Origin of the sequence: Thiorhodococcus minor (assembly GCF_010820565.1) — a bacterium.
GTDB classification, from domain to species: domain Bacteria; phylum Pseudomonadota; class Gammaproteobacteria; order Chromatiales; family Chromatiaceae; genus Thiorhodococcus; species Thiorhodococcus minor.
This window is the reverse complement of sequence record NZ_JAAIJQ010000012.1, coordinates 45,795-65,651: the sequence shown is the minus strand read 5'-3', so window position 1 is coordinate 65,651 and position 19,857 is coordinate 45,795. Positions and strand designations below refer to the sequence as shown.

The following is a 19,857-nucleotide window of genomic DNA, read 5'->3' as shown; positions in this document are numbered from 1 at the left end:
CTGATGTCTTCTTCTGAAACGCTCACCTCCCAGGGGTACATCCAGCACCATCTGACCAATCTCACGCTCGGGGTCCATCCGGAGCATGGGCTCGGTTTCGCCCACAATAGCGCCGAGGCGGCCGAGATGGGGTTCTGGGCGATCAACGTCGACACCATGTTTTTCTCCATACTCCTGGGTGTCGTCTTCATCTGGCTGTTCCGCAAGGTCGCCGACAACGTGACTGCCGGCGTTCCCGGCGGCGCGCAGAATTTCGTCGAATGGATCGTCGACTTCGTCGAAGAGAACGTCCGGGGCTCCTTCAGCGGGAAGAACCCGATGGTCGCGCCCCTGGCGCTGACGATCTTCGTCTGGGTCTTCCTCATGAACCTGATGGATTTGATCCCGGTCGATCTGATTCCGCATCTCTTCGGTCAGCTCATGGCCGTTCTCGGGGCGGATCCGCATCACGTCTATCTCAAGGTTGTGCCCACCACCGACCCCAACGCCACCTTCGGCATGGCGCTCATGGTCTTCTTCATGGTGCTCTACTACAGCATCAAGATGAAGGGTGTGGGTGGCTTCCTCGGCGAGCTGACCCTGCAGCCCTTCGGCAAGTGGGGCATGCCGGCCAACCTCATTCTCGAGGGCATCAGTCTGCTGTCGAAGCCCGTTTCGCTCGCCCTTCGGCTGTTCGGCAACATGTACGCCGGCGAGATGATCTTCATTCTGATCGCGCTGCTGTACAGTGGCGGCGTGGTCCTGGCTGGAACGGCTGGCGTCCTGCAATTCGTCTGGGCCGTCTTCCACATCCTCATCATTACGCTTCAGGCCTTCATCTTCATGGTGCTGACCATCGTCTACCTCGACATGGCTCATCAGGAGCATCACTGATAGCGTTTGCTGTTTCCGTTTCTCGACGGTTTTCTTTCAAGCTGATTCTTTAACAGACTCTTCAGTCTCAACTCACTAACCCTTGGGGGATCTCATGGAGCTCGAAGTCGCACAAGCATTCGCTATGGCTATCAAATTCATCGGTGCTGGCCTGATGCTCGGCCTCGGTGCAGTCGGTGCCGGCGTTGGTATCGGTATCCTGGGTGGCCGTTTCCTGGAAGGCGCTGCGCGTCAGCCTGAGCTCATCCCGATGCTCCGTACCCAGTTCTTCATCGTCATGGGTCTGGTCGACGCGCTGCCCGTCATCGCGATCGCCATGGGTCTCTACCTGATGTTCGCTGCCTAATATCGCGTCCGGCTCAGCCGGGGCCGGGCGACCGCCTGTCACCCTGCTTCGCTCAAGGCTAAGGCACGAGGCAAGTCTATGAATATCAATCTGACCCTGTTCGCCCAGATGATCACCTTCGCGGTGTTCGTCGGGTTTTGTATGAAGTATGTCTGGCCGCCAATCGTGAATGCGTTGGCGGAGCGCAAGGCAAAGATCGCCGAAGGTCTCGCCGCGGCCGAGCGTGGCCACCAGGAAAAGGCGCTTGGTGAGCAGCGGGCGCTCGAGGTGATGAAGGAGGCCAAGGCAACGGCTGCCGATATCGTCGGGCAGGCGCAGAAGCGTGCCACAGATATCGTCGAGGAGGCCAAGTCCGACGCCCGCGTCGAAGGCGAGCGCATCGTCGCTGCCGCGCAGGCGGAGATCGAGCGCGAGGCCAACCGGGCTCGCGAGGAGCTGCGCGAGAAGGTCGCGACGCTCGCCATGGCCGCCGCCGAGAAGATCCTCCAGAAAGAGATCAACGTCGATAGCCATCGCTCGATCGTTGACGATTTCGCCAAGCAGCTCTAGGGGTTACCCATGGCCGGAGATATCACCACCATCGCGCGCCCCTATGCCGAGGCCGTCTTCGCGCGCGCCAAGGAGAGCGGGCAGGTCGATGCCTGGTCCGAGGCGCTGGAGCTGCTCGCCGCGGTGACGTCCGATACGCAGCTGGTCGCCCAGATCGGCAATCCGACGGTGCCGAGGGAGTCGATTCGGGATCTCATTCTCGAAGTGTGTGGCGATGCCCTCCCGGGCGAGGCCGTCAATCTCGTGAAGCTGCTCGCGGAGAACTCGCGGCTCGAGGCCGTGGCCGAGATCGCTCGGCTCTTCGAGGAGCGACGTGTTGCCGATCAAGGCGTCCGGCAAGTCCTGGTCCGGACTGCATTCGAGGTCGACGCCGCGCAGAAGGACGCGCTCGCGCAGGCCCTATCGAAGCGTTTGGGCGGTCAAGTCGATCTCGAGATCGAGACCGACAGCACCCTGATCGGCGGCATCGAGATCCGCGCCGGCGACCTCGTCATCGACGACTCGGTTCGCAGCAAGATCAAGCAGCTCGCCCACGCTTTGCAATTCTGAACTGGACACCGCCATGCAACTGAATCCATCCGAGATCAGCGATCTCATCAAGCAGAAGATCGAGAAGTTCGATCTTCAGACCGAGGCCCGGACCGAAGGGTCGATCGTCAGTCTGACCGACGGTATCGTGCGTATCCACGGTCTGTCCGACGCTCAGTACTACGAGATGCTCGAGTTCCCGGGCAACACCTATGGACTGGCGCTGAATCTGGAGCGCGACTCAGTGGGCGCGGTGGTCCTGGGCGACTACACGCACCTGTCTGAAGGCGACTGGGTCCGTTGCACCGGGCGCGTCCTTGAGGTGCCGGTCGGCGAGGGTCTGCTCGGTCGCGTCGTCGACGCCCTGGGCAACCCGATGGACGGCAAAGGCCCCATCGAGGCCGCTGCCACCTCGCCGATCGAGAAGGTCGCCCCCGGCGTCATCTCGCGCCAGTCGGTCGATCAGCCGGTGCAGACCGGCCTCAAGGCCATCGACGCCATGGTGCCTGTCGGTCGCGGTCAGCGCGAGCTGATCATCGGCGACCGCCAGACGGGCAAGACCGCCGTCGCCATCGACGCCATCATCAACCAGAAGGGCACAGGCGTTAAGTGCATTTACGTCGCCGTTGGCCAGAAGAACTCCTCCGTCGCGACCATCGTGCGCAAGCTCGAGGAGCATGGCGCCATGGAGCACACCATCGTCGTGTCCGCCCCCGCGGCCGAGTCGGCGGCGATGCAGTTCCTCGCGCCCTACGCCGGCTGCACCATGGGTGAGTATTTCCGGGACAAGGGCGAAGATGCGCTCATCGTCTACGACGACCTCACCAAGCAAGCCTGGGCCTATCGTCAGGTCTCCCTGCTGCTGCGTCGTCCGCCGGGTCGCGAGGCCTATCCGGGTGACGTCTTCTACCTGCACTCGCGTCTGCTCGAGCGTGCCGCACGCGTCAATGCCGACTACGTCGAGAAGGAGACCGGCGGCAAGGTGAAGGGGCAGACCGGATCGCTGACGGCGCTGCCGATCATCGAGACTCAGGCCGGCGACGTCTCTGCGTTCGTTCCGACCAACGTCATCTCGATCACCGACGGTCAGATCTTCCTCGAGACCGACCTCTTCAACGCGGGCATCCGTCCGGCCATCAACGCCGGTCTCTCGGTGTCTCGTGTTGGTGGCGCGGCCCAGACGAAGATCATCAAGAAGCTCGGCGGCGGTATCCGTTTGGCGCTGGCCCAGTATCGCGAGCTGGCGGCCTTCTCGCAGTTCGCCTCCGACCTCGACGAGGCAACCCGCAAGCAGCTGCAGCGTGGCGAGCGTGTCACCGAGCTGATGAAGCAGATGCAGTACTCGCCGATGGGCGTGGGTCAAATGGCCATCTCGCTGTTCGCGGCCAATGAAGGCTATCTCGATGACGTCGATGTGAAAAAGGTCGTCGATTTCGAGCATGCCCTTCAGAGCTACATTAAGTCCGCGCAGGCCGATCTGCTCGCCAAGATCGATTCGACCGGCGACTACAGTGACGAGATCCAGCAGGCCATGCATGCTGCGATCAAGGACTTCAAAGCCAACAACACCTGGTAATAGCCGCCAGCGGCCAGCGGCCAGCCTCCAGCCGGGGGCGCGGCCGCTGGCGCGGTGCGTTTACAAGTATCGAACCTCCTTAGTCGACCAGCCAACAGGCTGGCGGCTGGAAGCTGGAGGCTGGGAGCTAAAAAATGGCAGGCGCCAAAGAAATCCGCACCAAGATCGCGAGCATCAAGAGCACGCAGAAGATCACCAAGGCCATGGAGATGGTCGCGGCGTCCAAGATGCGCAAGGCCCAGGACCGCATGTCCGCCTCCCGCCCCTACGCGGAGAAGATGCTCCAGGTCATCAGCCACTTGGCGAATGCGACGCCTGAGTATCGCCACTCCTACATGGCGGTCGAGCGCGAGCGCAAGCGCATCGGCTACATCGTCGTCTCTTCCGATCGTGGACTCTGCGGCGGCCTGAACAGCAATCTCTTCCGTCGTCTGCTGGCGGAGATCAAGGAGCAGCGTGCCGCCGGTATCGAGCCGGTGTTCTGCACCATCGGCTCCAAGGCGCTGGGCTTCTTCAAGCGATTCGGCGGCGATGTCAAGGCGCAGGCGACGCATCTGGGCGACAAGCCGCACATCGAGGACCTCATCGGTACGGTCAAGGTCATGCTAGACGCCTTCGAGTCCGGCGAGATCGACGCGATCTACATCGCGAGCAACGAATTCGTCAACACCATGACGCAGCGTCCCGTGATTCGTCAGCTGGTGCCCATTGTCGGCGGCGAGCGCGACGACATGCCCTATCACTGGGACTACATCTACGAGCCGGACGCCCGCACGGTGCTGGACGCGCTGCTGACGCGCTACATCGAATCGCTCGTCTACCAGGGCGTGGTCGAGAACGGCGCCTGTGAGCAGGCGGCGCGAATGGTCGCGATGAAGGCGGCGTCCGACAACGCCGGCAGCCTCATCAATGAGCTGCAGCTCGTCTACAACAAGGCGCGTCAGGCCGCGATCACGCAAGAGATCTCCGAGATCGTCAGCGGCGCCGCCGCCGTCTGATTGCCGTGCCGACCCAGTTTTCAGACTCAGATCCAGACAGAATCGCTAGACGCCGCAAGGCAGAAGAGGAAAAGACTTATGAGCTCCGGTAACGTGGTGGAAATCATCGGTGCCGTCGTGGACGTTCAGTTCCCGCGCGGCGAGATGCCCAAGGTTTACGACGCACTGAAGATCGAATCGACCGGGCTGACGCTCGAGGTTCAGCAGCAGCTCGGCGACGGCGTCGTGCGTACCATCGCCATGGGCTCCACCGACGGCTTGCAGCGTGGCGTCGACGTGACCGCGACGGGCGCCCCGATTCAGGTGCCGGTCGGCACGGCGACCCTGGGTCGCATCATGGACGTGCTGGGCAACGCGATCGACGAGAAGGGCGACGTCGACAGCGAAGCGCGCTGGTCGATCCATCGCGAGGCGCCGAAGCTCGAAGACCAAGCCGCCAGCACCGAGATCCTCGAGACCGGCATCAAGGTCATCGACCTCATCATGCCGATCGTCAAGGGCGGTAAGGTTGGACTCTTCGGCGGCGCCGGCGTGGGTAAGACGGTTACGCTGATGGAGCTCATCCGTAACATCGCGGTCGAGCACTCCGGCTACTCCGTCTTCGCGGGCGTCGGCGAGCGTACCCGTGAGGGTAACGACTTCTACCACGAGATGAAGGAGTCGAACGTCCTCGACAAGGTCGCCCTGGTCTACGGCCAGATGAACGAGCCCCCAGGCAACCGTCTGCGTGTGGCCCTGACCGGTCTGACCATGGCCGAGTACTTCCGTGAGGAAGGTCGTGACGTCCTGATGTTCATCGACAACATCTACCGTTACACCCTGGCCGGCACCGAGGTCTCCGCCCTTCTGGGTCGTATGCCTTCAGCGGTTGGCTACCAGCCGACCCTGGCCTCCGAGATGGGCGCCCTGCAGGAGCGCATCACCTCGACCCGCACCGGCTCCATCACCTCCTTCCAGGCCGTTTACGTCCCTGCGGACGACTTGACCGACCCCTCGCCGGCCACCACCTTCGCGCACTTGGACGCGACCCTGGTGCTCTCGCGTCAGATCGCCGAGCTGGGCATCTACCCGGCCGTGGATCCGCTGGACTCCACCAGCCGTATCCTCGACCCCAATGTCGTGGGTACTGAGCACTATGACACCGCCCGCGCGGTGCAGGGGACGCTGCAGCGTTACAAGGAGCTCAAGGACATCATCGCAATCCTGGGTATGGACGAGCTGTCCGAAGAAGACAAGCTCACCGTCTCCCGTGCTCGTAAGATCCAGCGCTTCTTGTCGCAGCCCTTCTTCGTCGCCGAGGTCTTCACCGGTGCGCCTGGTAAGTTCGTGTCCGTCAAGGACACCATCAAGGACTTCAAGGCGATCGTCAACGGTGAGTACGACCACCTGCCCGAGCAGGCCTTCTACATGGTCGGCGGAATCGACGAGGCCGTGGCGAAAGCCGAGAAGATGGCCAGCTAAGGGGACTTTCCCATGGCAATGACAATCCACGTCGACATCGTCAGTGCGGAGGGGGCCATCCACTCCGGCATGGCGACCATGGTGTACGCGACCGCCGAGATGGGTGAAGTCGGCATCGCGCCGCGCCACACGGCCTTCATCAGCCGGCTGCGTCCTGGCGACATTCGCGTCGAGAATCAGCACGGAGAGCAGGAGCACTTCTACGTCTCCGGCGGCATGCTCGAGGTTCAGCCGCACGTCGTGACCGTCCTGGCCGACACGGCGATCCGCGCCCACGATCTCGACGAGGCCGCCGCGATGGAGGCCAAGCGCCGCGCCGAAGAGGCACTTGCCGGACACGCCGCCGAGTTCGAATACGCCAAGGCCCAGGCCGAGCTCGCCGAGGCGGTCGCCCAGCTGCGTGCCATCGAGAAGCTGCGCAAGCTCAAGGCAGGCTGATCGGCGGCGCCGCGAGGCGCTATCCTGATCGTGCAGATGCAAACGCCCCTATCGCAACGATAGGGGCGCTTTGCGTTCTACGGGAAAAGAGCTGCCAGCCTCCAGCGACCGGCTTTGTCGGATCAGTCGGTTGGTCGGCACCGTGTAGGAGCGCCGCCCCGGCGCGATGAGAGCTGCTCCGACCGCCCCAGTCGCGGCGCAGTTTCCAGGAAGCGAGCGGTCGACCCAATCTGACGTCCTTCGGTCGAGCCATTGAGTGAGCGCTACGGCCTCCTTTCTTGGATGACAGCTCATGAAGATCCCCACGTCTCCAGCGGGTCGCCCGCTCGTCCGCTAGCGTCTGCGAGCGAGCGTCAGCCCGTCGCCGATCGGCACCAGGCTCAGGGTTATGCGATCGTCCTTGAGCAGCGCCGCCTTGAGCGTGCGGATAGCCAGGGTGTCGGCGTCCTGCTTCTCGGGATCCGCCACGTCGCCGCCCCAGAGGGTGTCGTCCATTAGCATGAGGCCGCCCGGCCGTAGCAGCCGCAAGCAGCGCTCGAAATAGGCGCCATAGCTACCCTTGTCCGCATCGATGAAGGCCAGGACGAAGCGGCCTTCCTGCCCCTCGGCGAGTAAGGTATCGAGGGTCTCGAGCGCCGGTGCCAGCCGCAGCTCGATGCGCGCCTCGACCCCGGTCTTGCGCCAGAAGTCGCGGGCGATGTCGGTCCATTGCTCACTGAGGTCGCAGCAGATCAGCTCGCCCCCCGCCGGCATGGCCTCGGCCATGCACAGCGCGCTGTAGCCGGTGAAGGTTCCCACCTCGACGATGCGCCGGGCGCCCAACAGCTCCACCAGCAGCGCCATGAATCGACCCTGCTCCGGGGCGATCTGCATCCCACCTTTGCTCAGCGCGGCCGTGGTCTCGAGCAGCCGTCGTTTGACGTCGCTCTTGCGCAGTGAGCGCGCGAGCAGCTAGCCGTGAAGGCGGTCGTGGTCGTCGACGGTGATGGTTCGATTGCTCATGTCGCCCCTCTCGCGGGCAAATCGGCGCGAGACCGCGCCGCCGTCGAGGGCTGGGGCTCAGTCGGCTACGCGCAGCGCGTCGCCAAGCAGGCATCTCAAGGTGGCATCCCTGTCGATCAGCTGATGCTTCAGCGCACCGACCACAGGCAAGACAATGGCGCCGACGAGCAGGTTACCGCCCCAGCCATGCAGCGCCTGCCCTACCTGCGCCAGTGCGGCGTTGAGCGGTATCACCTCCTGGGGATTGGTCGGATCCGGATTGGGCGGGACCAGCTCCAGGCCGAAGAAGGCGACGCCGTGCCCACCCATTCTTGAACCGCAAGGCGCAAAGGACGCAAACAGGCATTGAGGAGAAGCCGGCCAGCGGGCTGACCGGTGTCCTGGCAGGGCTCTACTCGAACAGGGCGTGCATCAGCTCTGGGGGCTGGGTGCCGTTACGCGAGGCGATCTCTTGGATCGACTGCGCCGTGCTGGCGACCTTGAAGCCGCCGGCCTGCAGCTTGGTGGCCAGGCTCTCGGCACTCTGGTCCAGCAGGGGCGAGAGCTCGGTCAAGGGCGCGCGCTCGAAGGTCTGAAAGATCTGATGCTTGACGCTGCCGCCCTCTCGAGTGGCGGAAAGCCCGATGAGCGATGCCGTCGCCAGCGCCACGACCGCGATGATCCCGAGGGCCGCACGCCGCGAGAAGTAGCTGGTGAAGCCCCGCCAATGCGTGGTGATGTGAAAGACGACGAAGACGGCGAAGGCCAGACCGATCCATTCGTGGGCCAGCGTCACCGGGTCATGCATACCGAAGAACATCAGTACGCCGGAGACGGACATGAAGACGCCGGCCGCGATGACGGCTGGGGTGGACCATTGACGGGTGCTCAAACGAATCATGGGGTAGAACCTCTCTCGATGCGATTGTGAAGCCGGTTGGAGCCGCGGTGACCAGCGAGTCGTCGGAGCGGGCCGCCGCGTTCCATGGGTGCTATTTAACGGCTCCCATGTGTCCAGGACTTGCCGAGAGAGGGCGGGTTTTGTGACGTTCTGTGACAGCGCCGAAAATCGACACAGGCTGTCACCAAACTTGGCGATACCATCGAAAGGCCGCCGCTCCAGCGCGATGTCCACATCCAAATTGCAGCCAAGCGCGTAGGCTGGACGAGCGCAGCGAAGTCCACGTGCCCCGCGCCGGCGCTGGTGGACTGCGCTGCGCTTGTCCACCCACAAGGCTTGCCCAGATGGAACGCTCATGAAGCTCGTGACCTACCACGCCGTGGAAGAGCTGCCAGAGACTGCCGACGCGCTTTTTGCGGAGGCCGACAAGCAGAGCATGTTCCTCTCGCGTCCATGGCTCGAGAACCTCACCCAGACGGGGCTGCGCGATGGTGAGACCGCCTTGTTCGCCTGCGTGGTCGATCAAGACTCGGTGCTGGCGATCCTGCCCCTGATGACGCGCGGCGGCGATACCTGGTATGCCCTCAAGCACCGCTACACCTCGCTCTACAGCCTCTTGCTTACTGATGAGAACCGGCAGGCGATTCTGGATTACCTGGTCCAGGGCTTGGTCGCGTCAGGCCTCGACGCCTTCCTATTCGAGCCGGTCTGCGAGAACGACGTGGGACTGGGCGCCTTGCGTGCGAGCATGGAAAGCGCCGGATTCACCTGTCACCAGAGTTTCCGTTTCTACAACTGGGTGCACAGCGTCCGGGGCCAGTCATATCGCGAGTACATGGCAAGTCGTCCTGCCAGACTGCGCAACACCATCGAACGCAAGAAGCGCAAGCTCCAGCGCGAGCAAGGCTATGAGATTCGTCTCCTTTCTGGTGACGAGGTCCCGCCGGCCATGCCCCACTACCATGCCGTCTACAGCGCCAGCTGGAAGGCCAATGAGCAGTATTCGGACTTCCTGGACGGCATGGTCACCGCTTTCTCGAAGTCGGGCTGGTCGCGGCTTGCCGTTCTCTCGATCAAGGGGAAGCCAGCCGCCGCTCAGCTTTGGCTCGTCAAACACGGAAGAGCCAGCATCTTCAGGCTCGCCTATGATGAGACCTGGCGACACTACTCGGTCGGCTCCATCCTGACGGCCTATCTCATGGAGCAGGTGATGGATACCGAGCAGGTCGAGGAGATCGACTTCTTGACCGGAAACGAGGCCTACAAGCAGGACTGGATGTCGGAGCGCAGAGAGCGTTGGGCGTTGAGCTGTGTGAAGCGTCAGCAGCCCATACGCAGGTTTGAGTTGTTGAGTGGAGGGATACGGCGGGTTTTCAGACGAGGATAATGGCGTCGTGAGCCTTTCCTGCGGCTCCGGTCAAGAAAGCGAGAGAGCGGCCGTGCGTTGTATGGTCGGGATTTTGAGCGCCGTCCAGCTGAGACCCGATGGATTCGAGCTGCGGCCGAAGGTTTCCGCGGCTGTGCGTGCAGCGGCCGCGCGTCCTGTTCGCGAGCTGCGCATCCTGTCCCCGGATGCCATTGCCTCTCACCCGCATGCAGGGGAGCTGGTGCGCTATCTAGCATGGAAGACTGCGTTAACAAGATAGCGGCTCAATCCGTGCGAAAGACGCCCGAGTGACCGATCACAAGCCGATCTAGCACCAAAGATCCGCCAACCGAATGACGATGGCGTCGATGGGTGCGACGGTGACCGTATCGTCGTCTCGGAAGACGCCAATCGGGTGCCATACCGCACCGGCGAGCCCATAGGCCTCGAGTGTCCGTGTCTTCGGGTCGACGAGCCAAGCGAACTGGACACCGTAGTGAGCGTATAGCGGCATCTTTTCCTCGCGCTCCGTACTCTTCGAGGACGGCGAAAAGATCTCGCAGATCCAGTCTGGCACGATCTGGATCTTGTGACCCTGCGGCGGTATTGGCATGCGCTCCCGGCGCCAGCCTGCGATATCCGGGACGACCACTTCGGTATCGAGGACGAGGTGGACCTCCGGCTCGTCGATGATCCACCAGCCTCCGGGACCACCGCGCCCTCGCCCATAGGGGCCTTCGAGATCGGCTCCCAGTCGCGAGGCGGCTAGCCCATGAGCCCAGGACGGACGGGGCTGTGCTCGCAGCTGTCCGTTGATGATCTCGCCGGTCAAGCCTTCCGGCAGGGCCATCAACTGCTCGTAGACTGAGAGCTTTCTTGCGGCTTGTGGGCTCATGGGCAACCCGCGTGTAAGAGCCTTGAGATCAGGCCGTTATCTTAGCTCATAGGTGCTCGATCGCAGGCATGGCCTCCAAGCGGGAAGTTGATGGCTCTGCGGCGGCCGCCTGTGAGCGCCCTGTCGACAGGTAGGCGCTGGGCTCGAAGGGCTCGTCTGCGAGCATCACAGAGTACTCCGAGCTGTGATTTTTGGTCTGCGGTGAGATTCGATGCCGAGGCCGCTTCGTTGAGCTGGCGGTCGAAACGCTGCTGGATCACCGCCGCCAGCCGGGTGCGCTGCGCGGTATTCAGGATCCCGAGCAACTGCTGATAAGCCAGATACCTGGAGTCGGCGGCCCGGCTTGCTTCTTCGTCGAGGATGGCCTGGATGGCATCCGCTTGCGCCGAGCTAGGATTCAAGGCCGCGATCGTGGCTCCAAGGCCGGAGTCCCATCGGACGGCGTGGCGGTCTCCATGGCGCCGATCATGGTCCTGCTCGCCGTCTTGCGGGGGGGCGAGCAGCATCAGGCCGAAGGCCGCGATGGCGATGCCGCCGATGATGGCGAGCGCCGCCGGCTGCGAGAAATATCTCTTCACGACAGGCCAATGCGTGGCGACGTGGACGCCGACGAAGACGACGAAGGCCAGGCCGATCCATTCGTGGGCCAGCTTCACCGGGCCATGAACGCCGAAGAACAGAAGCAGGCCGGAGACGGCCATGAAGGTGCCGGCCGCGATGACGGCGGGTGTCGACCATTGGCGGGTGTTTCGTTTGGTCATTGGGGTCGCCTCCCTTCAGCGCGTCGCAGGATGTGCGGATCGCGGTCGGCCCGGGAAGGCCCTGGCGCTGGTCGGCGCAATCCACGGCGACGATTTCGCCGCGCGCATGTGTCCGGCCATTGCCAAGCGTTGGCGCGATTTGTGACGTTGTGTGACAGCCGACCAGGCGGACAAGAATTGTCACCGAAAGGGGCCTCGGCGCCACGCGCCAGGCTCTACACTCTGCCGAATGGAAAGACAGCCACACATCCTTGTCGTCGATGACCATGCCGAGATCCGGCAGCTGTTGCAGCGCTATCTGGGCGACCATGGTTATCGGGTGACGACGGCGGCGAACGGCACCGAGATGCGGCGTGTCCTGGCGGATGCGGCCATCGATCTCATTATCCTCGACCTCATGATGCCGGGCGAGGACGGCCTGACGCTCTGCCGCAACCTGCGGGCCGGGCCTCACGCCGGACTGCCGATCGTCATGCTCACGGCGATGGGCGAGGAGACCGACCGCATCGTCGGCCTGGAGATGGGCGCGGACGACTATCTGCCGAAGCCCTTCAACCCGCGCGAGCTGCTGGCCCGCATGAAGGCGGTGATGCGCCGCACCTGCACCCATCATGATCAGGGCGTCGTGGAGGCGGCGGAGCGGCTCTGCTTCCTCGGCTGGACCCTGCTGCCGGATGCCCGCGAGCTGATCGACCCGGATCAGACCCTGGTGCCGCTCAGCACGGCCGAGTTTGCCTTGCTGATGGCGTTCGTCACCCGGCCTGGCCGGGTGCTGAGCCGCGATCAGCTTCTCGACCTGGCCCGCGGCCGCGACGCCAAGGCCTTCGACCGCGCCATCGACACCCTGGTGAGCCGCCTGAGACGCAAGCTCGGGGACCAGTCGCGCGACCCGCAGATCATCAAGACCATCCGCGGCGACGGCTACCTCTTTGCCCCCAAGGTCGAGCGGCGCGATGCCTAGCCCGCCGTTTCCTCGGGTCTGGCCGCCGGCGCGCCTGGATACCCTAGCCGGCCGCATTCTGACCCTCCTGGTTGGCATGTCCCTAATGCTCATCCTGGGTGCCGGATTCATCCTCCAGGACGAGCGCAAGGACCGATTCGAGGAGCGCAATCTGGCCTATCTGCTCGATGAGGTCACCACCCTGGTCTGGCTGCTGCAGGACACGGACGGGGCCGAGCGCGAGCGCATTATCGAGCGCTTCTCGCGCACCGGGGACCTGATCAGCATCACAGATGCCCCCAAGCTGGGGCTCAGCCGGCCGTGGGGCCATGCCGTCGAGCACCTCATCCACCACAAGCTGCGCAGCGCCCTCGGCATCAAGGATCGCGAATCGCTGCGCGTCCGCGTCGAGATCGACGCGCATCACGACGGCGCCGAGACGGAGCGGCTCGCGCTGCCGCCGAATGCCCACCCGCTCCATCAGGACGGCCGTCACAGCGGGGACATGGATGATCACCGCCTGGTGCGCGACGAGCCGCCGCCCCCGCCGCCCATGGACGACCGCCAGCTCCGCGAGGACATCCGCACGGATGACGTCAAGGCCATCGTCATCTGCGCGCGCCTGCGCGACGGCCACTGGGTCAACTTCCGTACCACCCGCATCGACCAGCCGCCGCCCTGGGCCGGCAAGACGCTGCAGCTGTTGGGGCTGCTGCTGATGGCCGTGATCGGCACAGGCCTCTTGATCGCCCGCAAGATGGCGCGCTCTATGGCGGACCTGGCCGAGGCAGCCAATCGCTTCGGTCGCGGCGAAGACCCGCCGCGCCTGCGCGAGCACGGCCCACGCGAGGTCCGCGAGACCATTCGCGCCATCAACCTGATGCAGGAGCGCCTGCACAAGCATCTCCAGGATCGCTCGCGCCTGCTGGCCGCGGTGTCGCACGACCTGCGCACCCCCATCACCACCCTGCGGCTGCGCGCCGAGTACATCGAAGACGCCGATATGCGTGAGCGCACGCTCGCGACGCTGGAAGAGATGGAGGCCATCCTCTCCGCCACGCTCAGCTTCGCGCGTGACGAGGCGGCCGACGAGACGACGCGCTCGACCGATCTAGCGGCGTTGGTGCAGAGTCTGGTGGACGATCATGCGGATCTTGGCGGGGATGTCGCCTACGAAGGTCCCGAGCGCCTCATCGCCCGATGTCGGCCCGTTTCGCTCAGGCGCGCGCTGTCCAACCTCATCGACAACGCGGTCAAGTACGGCGGCAGGGTGCGGGTAACCTTGTACGCAGCGGAAGGCGGCCGGGTGATCCAGGTCGACGACGACGGGCCGGGGATCCCGGATGGAGATCTCGAGAAGGTCTTGGAGCCTTTCTTTCGGCTCGAGGCCTCACGCAGCCGCGAGACGGGTGGCACAGGGCTTGGGCTGTCCGTCGCCCGGACCATCGTTCATGCCCACGGGGGTTCGCTGCGATTGAGCAACCGGCCGGAGGGCGGCCTGCGGGGACTGATTCGACTGCCCGAAACGGAGTGATGGTAACCGCCGGAATGGCCCTGGCGCTGAGACGTGGAGGGGTGCGCCGGCCAGTCCCAGAATCGGCTTCTCGCCAAGAGTCGGAGCGGAATAGCTGACGAGGTAGCGGGGAGATCCTAGGCTCTCGAAGGCGGCCGCGTGTGGAGGCGGACACCCATCCTGTGGCCGCCTCGCTCCTTAATGCCTTGCTTCAGGCCCAGGCTAGCCCTCAGCCGATGTGATCTTGTAGAGATCTCGCTTGGGACCGCCGCTCTCGCCGTAGGTGACCCATTTGCGGTGCAGATCCAGCTGCAGCTGCACGTTGCGCGAGGCGTCGTTCAAGTACACCGACCAGGCATCTCGGCCGGTTTCTTGGAAGTTGTAGACCCGCTTACCATTGGCGTCGTACTCGGACCAGGCGCTCCCTCCCGTCTTGAGGAGCTTTCCATTCTGCATCTGGACGCTCGTTACGGTTCGACCTGTGACGGACTTTGCATCCGTTATCCTGTAGAGATCTCTCTTGGGGCCACCGTCCTCACCGTAGCTGACCCATTTGCGATGCAGGTCCAATTGCAGCTGTATGTTGCGAGAGGAGTCATTGAGGTAAACGGACCAGTCGTCGCGATGCGTTTCTTGAAAGCTGAATCTGGCCGCACCGCTATTGCCGTATTCGACCCAGGTGCGGCCGCCCGTTTGGGCAATGCTCCCGTCTTGGAACTGAACGAAGGCCACATTCCGGCCGTTGACGGGGCTCGATCCTGCAACGGCGATCGAGGAGCCAGCGACGAGGAAGGCGAGTACAAACAAAACCAGTCGAGCTGAAGCCTGCGGGAAGCGATGCATACGGGACTCTCTGTTCTAGTTGTACGGGCCTAAGTAGGTTGCCCTTGGCGTCGAGCTTTCAACTCACGTAAAACCTGCCAATCTCGCGGGTTGTGCGACGCGCACTTTGCCGAAAGGGCTATCAATCTCAGGGGGAGGCCTGAGGGGAGAAGCCAGCTCCCCAGCCGCTCTGTCGCGATAGATGCCGCCTTGTCCGGCCACTATCATCCAGTCTTCAGTCACGTTCGCGAGACCTGCTATGTCCCCTTGGAGCGCCGTCCTGTTGGACCTGTCCACCATCGACCAGGGCGACCTCGACCTATCTGCTCTAGACCAGGTCTGCGGCCACTGGCAGCGTCATGCCTACACCGAGCCTGCAGATACGCTGGAGCGTATCCGGCAGGCTCAGGTCGTGGTGACGAACAAGGTCGTACTGGACCGTGAGACCCTGACTGCCGTTCGCGAGCTACGGCTGATCTGCATCGCGGCTACGGGGACCAACAACGTCGACCTGGAGGCGGCCCGGGAGCTGGGCATCGCGGTGACCAATGTCGTGTGCTATGCCACGCCGGCGGTCGTGCAGCATGTCTTCGCCTTGATCCTTGCGCTCACCACCCGCCTGCCGGACTATCAGCGCGCCGTCTCCGCAGGGGCCTGGCAGCGCCATGACCGCTTCTGTCTGATGGACTATCCGATTCGCGAGCTCGCCGGGCGCACCCTGGGCATCGTCGGCTTCGGCGAGCTGGGGCAAGCGGTTGGTCGCGTCGCCGAGGCCTTCGGCATGCGGGTGCTCGCCGCCCAGCGTCCCGGCGGTCCACCCCAGGAGGGTCGGCTGCCGCTGAAGGCACTGCTGCCAGGGGTCGACGTGCTGAGCCTGCATTGCCCGCTGACGGACAGCACGCGTGGTCTCATCGGCGCCCGCGAGCTGGGCCTGATGCGCCCTGACGCCTTGATCATCAATACGGCGCGCGGCGGCATCCTGGACGAACAGGCCCTGGCGGATGCACTCCGCCAGGGCGCCATCGGTGGCGCCGGTGTCGACGTCCTGAGCGCCGAGCCGCCGCGCGCGGGCAACCCGCTGCTGGCGCCGGACATCCCCAACCTCATCGTTACGCCCCACATCGCCTGGGCCAGCCGCGAGGCGCGTCAGCGCGTCTTGGTCGAGGTGGCGGCCAACATCGCGGCCTTCATCGCGGGAGAGGAGCGCAATCGGGTGGCTTAAGCCAGAAGCTCTCCTTGGAGGCTGGTGCCAGGAAAGCTTGGCGAGAGTCCATCGCAGACGGCGCATGGGGAGGCGCGAGCCGAGCGCCACCTCCCTGCCTGGGCTTCGGGGGCAAGCTCGTCGGCGTCCCCTAACGCCTCCTTATAGCGGGCGCTGGCGAGGCTTTCTGGCCGGAGCCTTGCGGCGGGAGCCGAGATCCCACCAGGGGGACGCGTGCGACGGCCCAAACGCATCCCGCCGCATTGAAAAGCGCGCTCAGCCCCGCAGATTGCGAAGGATAATGACGGCATCACAATCGGGCGCAAACCGGTATTCGGGAGGGCATCGATGAGCGAAATGACCGGACAGCAAGGACTTAGTCAGGGTGACCCACTGGTGAGCCGAGTGACGCTGAGCCACCCCTGGCGATGGTTGGAGAAGGGATGGGGGGATATTCGTGCTGCCCCCCTCTACAGCCTGAGATACGGTGCCGCCATCGTCATCCTGAGTGCTTCGATCTTTCTGGTGACCCTGCTCGGTCACCTCAGTTTTCTGGTGCCCTTTCTGACCGCCGGTTTCTTTCTGATGGCGCCCCTGCTCGCGATCGGACTCTATCGGATGAGCGACCATCTCGAGCGCAACGAGTCATTGGCGCACTGTCAGGCGCTGGAGGCGATCAAGCGCAATCAGGCCCAGCTCGGGATAGCGACCGGGTTCCTGCTGATCATCATGCAGCTGTGGATCCTGGCCTCGGTCTTTCTCTTTATCATGCTGTTCCAGGATCCATTTCCGACCTTGGAGAACTTCATCCCGACGGTGGTCTTGTCGGGTGAGCATATACCTCTGGTGATCGCCGTCATCCTGGTCGGGGCCTTCTTCGCCGTCTGCGCATTCTGCGTCAGTGCCATCACCATCCCCATGCTGATCGACCGGCCCGTGGACGGTTTCACGGCCATGCGGACCAGCGTGCGGGCGGTCGCCCAGAATTGGCTGCCGATGCTCCTCTGGGCCGTGCTGCTGGTCGCCATCGTCGGGGCTGGTCTTCTAACCTTCTATCTCGGGCTCTTCATCGCCGTGCCCTTGACCGGGCATGCGACCTGGCACGCCTATCGAGATCTCGTGCCGAGGCCGTCTTGAGGTCTGGCATCGAGGGTACGACCGCGCTCGCAGGTTGCAAGTCGGCCGCGCAGCCGCAGAGCACGCTTGCCTGGCCGAGCGCGTGCAGGAGGGCAGGGCAGCCCGGATCGCCCGTTGCCTGGCCGAGCCTTGTCCGCCCCCACCGCACTCGCTACCCTCAGCGTCGATCGCATCGGATTCGCTCCCGCCAGCCAGCCCAGCACGCCTCCAGGGCTCGGTTGGAGGCTCAGGCAAGTGGAGACCAAGGCGGGCTTCAAGGCCCTCGCCCAGCATGAACGACCGACTCGCCTTCGAGGCGCTGTGCGCCGAGCTCGCCGCGCTGCGCCAGGACCTGCATGCCCACCCCGAGATCGCCTTCCGTGAAGAGCGGACCTCGGCCCTGGTCGCTGAGCGTCTCGCCGCCCTCGGGCTGGAGGTCGACAGGGGGCTCGCGGGCACCGGGGTTGTGGGTACGCTGCGTCGGGGCGAAGGCGGGACCATCGGGCTACGCGCGGACATGGATGCCCTGCCTTTGGACGAGCAGACCGGGCTCGGCTATGCCTCGCGCCATGAGGGGCTGATGCATGCCTGCGGCCATGACGGGCACGCGGCCATGCTGCTCGGGGCCGCCACCTGGCTAGCCCGGCACGGCGGTTTCCGCGGGACCTGCCACTTCGTCTTTCAGCCCGCCGAGGAAAACCTCGCAGGCGGCAAGCGCATGGTCGAGGAAGGGCTCTTCGAGCGCTTCCCGATGGATGCCATCTTCGGCCTGCACAACTGGCCAGGCATCGAGGCCGGCTTCATGGGCGTTCGCTCCGGCCCGGTCATGGCATCCGCCGACTTCTTCGAGCTGCGCATCTGCGGCACCGGTGGGCATGCCGCCTATCCCCACCGCGCGCGCGATCCCATCGTCGCCGCGGCCCAGATCGTCAACGCCTGGCAGACCCTGGTCAGCCGCTCCTGCGATCCCCTGGCCGCGGCCGTCATCAGCGTCACGCGCATTCGGGGTGGGACCACGGATAACGTGATCCCGGACCGCGTCACGCTCGGCGGCACGGTGCGCAGCTTCGACGAGGCGGTGCGACAGGGTATTGAGCAGGGTATGCGCCGCATGGCCGACGGGATTGCGGCGGCCCACGAGGTCGTGGTCACGCTGGACTACGAGCGCCGGTATCGCTCCACGGTCAACGACCAGGCTGCCGCCGCGGTCGCGTTGAGTGCGATGGAGCGCGTCGTCGGGTCCGAGCGGATCGTCCGCGACCTGCCGCCGACCATGGGTGCCGAGGACTTCGGCTGGATGCTCGCCGCCTGCCCCGGCGCCTATGTGATGCTCGGCAACGGTACCCAGGGCGCCCACGGCCGGGCGCTGCACAATCCTGGCTACGACTTCAACGACGCTGTCATCGGCGTGGGTGTCCGCTACTGGGTGGAGCTGGTGCGCAAGGCCCTACCCGAGGACTGAGTCGACCCTTCCTGTCTGGCAGAAGCTCGCCCGTCGGTGCTGTCGCCGTTCATCACCCGCTCCTCCACCAGCTCAGGCATGCAGGGCGGCATGGCTTTGAAGGTCACCTTTCGTGGTAGGCCGCCCGCGATCCGCGATTGAGTGCTTCAGCGCTTGCTTCCCGTCTGGCGTTGTGCGAGCAAGCGCGCGACGGAGAGATGGGGTCTGCTCGGATCTTGCGTGCGCGCCAGAGGGCGCGTCTTGGGTCCGCGTGAATGCTTGCGATGCTTGCGCAGTTGGACAGGTTGCGCGGTGGCGAGCAGCCACGCGGCCCATCTCGTTGACGAGGTAATAGCCAGAGACCTGGGCGTCGATGGTGTCGGCTCCATGCACCCGACGCAGGGCCGCCTTGACCGCCGCCCAGGCGTTATAGGCGACCACGGCCATGGCCAGTGCGAACAGCGCGGCCGGCGGATAGGCCAGCAATCTCGCGAGATCCCTCTCCCGGTCAGGGAATAAACCGCGCTCGGCGGCCGTTTGTCATCCGATCGCCCGGGTTGATCGCGGGTGACCCTGCGACGATCGATGGCCCTGCGACGCCTGGGCTCTGCCGTACTCCCTGTCGGCGGGAGACACTGTCTACTCCTGGGACGGCGCGAGCTGGGACGAAGGCGCCCGATTCGACCTGCCGGAGGCGGCCACCATTTCTTGGCGTGACCTGGCCAAGACAAGGGATTGCGACGCCTGGGCGGTCGGCGGCTACCACGGCGGGACGGCGAATCAACCATTGGCTGCACGTCTGATTCCCAGCAGCGAGCCGCCTCCCGACAATACGCCTCCTGTCGCCATGACCGAGCTTCTCGGACCGGACAACGGACCTGTCCCCATCAATCGCGTCTTCAGCTTGGCGCGCTTCAATGACCCTGATGGCTCCATCGCGGACTGGGACTGGGATTTGCGCGGAGACCGATACCAGGTCGCGGATTCGCCGCGCTTCGCGTCCGGGAGACAGCTGGCAGCTGCGGGCCTTGATCATCGATTGACCCAGGCGCGCAGTCGGTGGGAGCGGCGCCTCGCCGCGATCGGGCGCCCGTCGCGCCGGGGCGCCGCTCCCACATGGCACGACCTGACTGACGCGCGATGTCCATTGA

General features: G+C 64.5%; 20 protein-coding genes. 14 read left to right on the top strand and 6 right to left on the bottom strand.

The annotated features are described in order from the left end of the window. Positions 1-3 precede the first annotated feature (3 nt). From atpB to G3446_RS05865, 8 genes are all read left to right on the top strand, one after another. On the top strand, positions 4-873 hold the full coding sequence (gene atpB, locus G3446_RS05900) for a F0F1 ATP synthase subunit A (protein ID WP_164451649.1): 870 nt from the start codon (positions 4-6) through the stop codon (positions 871-873). A 94-nt stretch (positions 874-967) separates the two neighbouring features. After that, on the top strand, positions 968-1,219 hold the full coding sequence (atpE, locus tag G3446_RS05895) for a F0F1 ATP synthase subunit C (RefSeq protein WP_007042874.1): 252 nt from the start codon (positions 968-970) through the stop codon (positions 1,217-1,219). 78 nt (positions 1,220-1,297) lie between these two features. Continuing rightward, positions 1,298-1,768: a F0F1 ATP synthase subunit B gene (locus tag G3446_RS05890; RefSeq protein ID WP_164451647.1), complete on the top strand. Its 471-nt coding sequence runs from the start codon at positions 1,298-1,300 to the stop codon at positions 1,766-1,768. A gap of 9 nt (positions 1,769-1,777) precedes the next feature. Further along, the gene (locus tag G3446_RS05885) at positions 1,778-2,317 is read left to right on the top strand and encodes a F0F1 ATP synthase subunit delta (RefSeq protein WP_164451645.1); all 540 of its coding nucleotides are present in this window, start codon (positions 1,778-1,780) and stop codon (positions 2,315-2,317) included. Between the two features lie 13 nt (positions 2,318-2,330). Further along, positions 2,331-3,872 (top strand): F0F1 ATP synthase subunit alpha, encoded by a 1,542-nt coding sequence (atpA, locus tag G3446_RS05880; RefSeq protein WP_164451643.1) that lies wholly within the window; start codon positions 2,331-2,333, stop codon positions 3,870-3,872. Positions 3,873-4,006: 134 nt separating this feature from the next. Further along, entirely contained in the window at positions 4,007-4,870 is an 864-nt protein-coding gene (gene atpG / locus G3446_RS05875) for a F0F1 ATP synthase subunit gamma (RefSeq protein WP_164451642.1), read from the top strand. Positions 4,871-4,948: 78 nt separating this feature from the next. After that, on the top strand, positions 4,949-6,331 hold the full coding sequence (gene atpD, locus G3446_RS05870; RefSeq protein WP_164451640.1) for a F0F1 ATP synthase subunit beta: 1,383 nt from the start codon (positions 4,949-4,951) through the stop codon (positions 6,329-6,331). Positions 6,332-6,343: 12 nt separating this feature from the next. After that, a complete protein-coding gene (locus G3446_RS05865; protein ID WP_164451638.1) occupies positions 6,344-6,769 on the top strand; it encodes a F0F1 ATP synthase subunit epsilon in 426 nt (141 codons plus the stop codon). A gap of 333 nt (positions 6,770-7,102) precedes the next feature. On the opposite strand, the gene G3446_RS05860 is transcribed toward G3446_RS05865, so the two are convergent. From G3446_RS05860 to G3446_RS05850, 3 genes are all read right to left on the bottom strand, one after another. Beyond that, complete coding sequence (locus G3446_RS05860; protein ID WP_245232339.1) at positions 7,103-7,720, bottom strand: O-methyltransferase; 618 nt, start codon at positions 7,718-7,720, stop codon at positions 7,103-7,105. Between the two features lie 108 nt (positions 7,721-7,828). After that, on the bottom strand, positions 7,829-8,080 hold the full coding sequence (locus G3446_RS05855; RefSeq protein WP_209262291.1) for a cytochrome b: 252 nt from the start codon (positions 8,078-8,080) through the stop codon (positions 7,829-7,831). 82 nt (positions 8,081-8,162) lie between these two features. Next, the gene (locus G3446_RS05850) at positions 8,163-8,651 is read right to left on the bottom strand and encodes a DUF4405 domain-containing protein (RefSeq protein WP_164451636.1); all 489 of its coding nucleotides are present in this window, start codon (positions 8,649-8,651) and stop codon (positions 8,163-8,165) included. 355 nt (positions 8,652-9,006) lie between these two features. On the opposite strand from G3446_RS05850, the gene G3446_RS05845 reads away from it, so the two are divergent. Next, a complete protein-coding gene (locus tag G3446_RS05845; protein WP_164451634.1) occupies positions 9,007-10,038 on the top strand; it encodes a GNAT family N-acetyltransferase in 1,032 nt (343 codons plus the stop codon). Positions 10,039-10,345: 307 nt separating this feature from the next. On the opposite strand, the gene G3446_RS05840 is transcribed toward G3446_RS05845, so the two are convergent. Together G3446_RS05840 and G3446_RS05835 are read right to left on the bottom strand one after the other, a co-directional pair. Then, positions 10,346-10,912 carry a Uma2 family endonuclease gene (locus G3446_RS05840; protein WP_164451632.1) on the bottom strand — a complete coding sequence of 189 codons (567 nt, stop codon included), beginning with the start codon at positions 10,910-10,912 and terminating at the stop codon, positions 10,346-10,348. Between the two features lie 41 nt (positions 10,913-10,953). Next, positions 10,954-11,673: a DUF4405 domain-containing protein gene (locus G3446_RS05835; protein WP_164451629.1), complete on the bottom strand. Its 720-nt coding sequence runs from the start codon at positions 11,671-11,673 to the stop codon at positions 10,954-10,956. A 229-nt stretch (positions 11,674-11,902) separates the two neighbouring features. Between G3446_RS05835 and G3446_RS05830 the strand changes: the two genes are divergently transcribed. Further along, complete coding sequence (locus tag G3446_RS05830) at positions 11,903-12,634, top strand: response regulator (RefSeq protein ID WP_164451627.1); 732 nt, start codon at positions 11,903-11,905, stop codon at positions 12,632-12,634. Then, positions 12,627-14,147: an ATP-binding protein gene (locus G3446_RS05825; protein ID WP_164451625.1), complete on the top strand. Its 1,521-nt coding sequence runs from the start codon at positions 12,627-12,629 to the stop codon at positions 14,145-14,147. The genes G3446_RS05830 and G3446_RS05825 overlap by 8 nt, the downstream gene beginning before the upstream one ends. Before the next feature lie 201 nt (positions 14,148-14,348). Here G3446_RS05825 and G3446_RS05820 read toward each other — a convergent pair whose 3' ends face one another. Next, positions 14,349-14,969, bottom strand: coding sequence for a hypothetical protein (locus tag G3446_RS05820; protein WP_164451623.1), 621 nt, complete (start codon positions 14,967-14,969; stop codon positions 14,349-14,351). A gap of 238 nt (positions 14,970-15,207) precedes the next feature. Between G3446_RS05820 and G3446_RS05815 the strand changes: the two genes are divergently transcribed. The 3 genes from G3446_RS05815 to G3446_RS05805 all read left to right on the top strand — a co-directional run bounded on the left by G3446_RS05815 (position 15,208) and on the right by G3446_RS05805 (position 18,727). Next, positions 15,208-16,170, top strand: coding sequence for a 2-hydroxyacid dehydrogenase (locus G3446_RS05815; protein WP_164451621.1), 963 nt, complete (start codon positions 15,208-15,210; stop codon positions 16,168-16,170). 327 nt (positions 16,171-16,497) lie between these two features. Continuing rightward, on the top strand, positions 16,498-17,286 hold the full coding sequence (locus G3446_RS05810) for a DUF2189 domain-containing protein (protein WP_164451619.1): 789 nt from the start codon (positions 16,498-16,500) through the stop codon (positions 17,284-17,286). 271 nt (positions 17,287-17,557) lie between these two features. Continuing rightward, positions 17,558-18,727 (top strand): M20 aminoacylase family protein, encoded by a 1,170-nt coding sequence (locus G3446_RS05805; RefSeq protein ID WP_164451617.1) that lies wholly within the window; start codon positions 17,558-17,560, stop codon positions 18,725-18,727. Positions 18,728-19,857: the final 1,130 nt, after the last annotated feature.

Excerpts from the sequence above, each read along its gene's own strand:
- atpB (WP_164451649.1), top strand. The coding sequence starts at position 4 with ATGTCTTCTTCTGAAACGCTCACCTCCCAGGGGTACATCCAGCACCAT.
- atpE (WP_007042874.1), top strand. The coding sequence starts at position 968 with ATGGAGCTCGAAGTCGCACAAGCATTCGCTATGGCTATCAAATTCATC.
- G3446_RS05890 (WP_164451647.1), top strand. The coding sequence starts at position 1,298 with ATGAATATCAATCTGACCCTGTTCGCCCAGATGATCACCTTCGCGGTG.
- G3446_RS05885 (WP_164451645.1), top strand. The coding sequence starts at position 1,778 with ATGGCCGGAGATATCACCACCATCGCGCGCCCCTATGCCGAGGCCGTC.
- atpA (WP_164451643.1), top strand. The coding sequence starts at position 2,331 with ATGCAACTGAATCCATCCGAGATCAGCGATCTCATCAAGCAGAAGATC.
- atpG (WP_164451642.1), top strand. The coding sequence starts at position 4,007 with ATGGCAGGCGCCAAAGAAATCCGCACCAAGATCGCGAGCATCAAGAGC.
- atpD (WP_164451640.1), top strand. The coding sequence starts at position 4,949 with ATGAGCTCCGGTAACGTGGTGGAAATCATCGGTGCCGTCGTGGACGTT.
- G3446_RS05865 (WP_164451638.1), top strand. The coding sequence starts at position 6,344 with ATGGCAATGACAATCCACGTCGACATCGTCAGTGCGGAGGGGGCCATC.
- G3446_RS05855 (WP_209262291.1), bottom strand. The coding sequence starts at position 8,080 with ATGGGTGGGCACGGCGTCGCCTTCTTCGGCCTGGAGCTGGTCCCGCCC.
- G3446_RS05850 (WP_164451636.1), bottom strand. The coding sequence starts at position 8,651 with ATGATTCGTTTGAGCACCCGTCAATGGTCCACCCCAGCCGTCATCGCG.
- G3446_RS05845 (WP_164451634.1), top strand. The coding sequence starts at position 9,007 with ATGAAGCTCGTGACCTACCACGCCGTGGAAGAGCTGCCAGAGACTGCC.
- G3446_RS05840 (WP_164451632.1), bottom strand. The coding sequence starts at position 10,912 with ATGAGCCCACAAGCCGCAAGAAAGCTCTCAGTCTACGAGCAGTTGATG.
- G3446_RS05835 (WP_164451629.1), bottom strand. The coding sequence starts at position 11,673 with ATGACCAAACGAAACACCCGCCAATGGTCGACACCCGCCGTCATCGCG.
- G3446_RS05830 (WP_164451627.1), top strand. The coding sequence starts at position 11,903 with ATGGAAAGACAGCCACACATCCTTGTCGTCGATGACCATGCCGAGATC.
- G3446_RS05825 (WP_164451625.1), top strand. The coding sequence starts at position 12,627 with ATGCCTAGCCCGCCGTTTCCTCGGGTCTGGCCGCCGGCGCGCCTGGAT.
- G3446_RS05820 (WP_164451623.1), bottom strand. The coding sequence starts at position 14,969 with ATGCATCGCTTCCCGCAGGCTTCAGCTCGACTGGTTTTGTTTGTACTC.
- G3446_RS05815 (WP_164451621.1), top strand. The coding sequence starts at position 15,208 with ATGTCCCCTTGGAGCGCCGTCCTGTTGGACCTGTCCACCATCGACCAG.
- G3446_RS05810 (WP_164451619.1), top strand. The coding sequence starts at position 16,498 with ATGAGCGAAATGACCGGACAGCAAGGACTTAGTCAGGGTGACCCACTG.
- G3446_RS05805 (WP_164451617.1), top strand. The coding sequence starts at position 17,558 with ATGAACGACCGACTCGCCTTCGAGGCGCTGTGCGCCGAGCTCGCCGCG.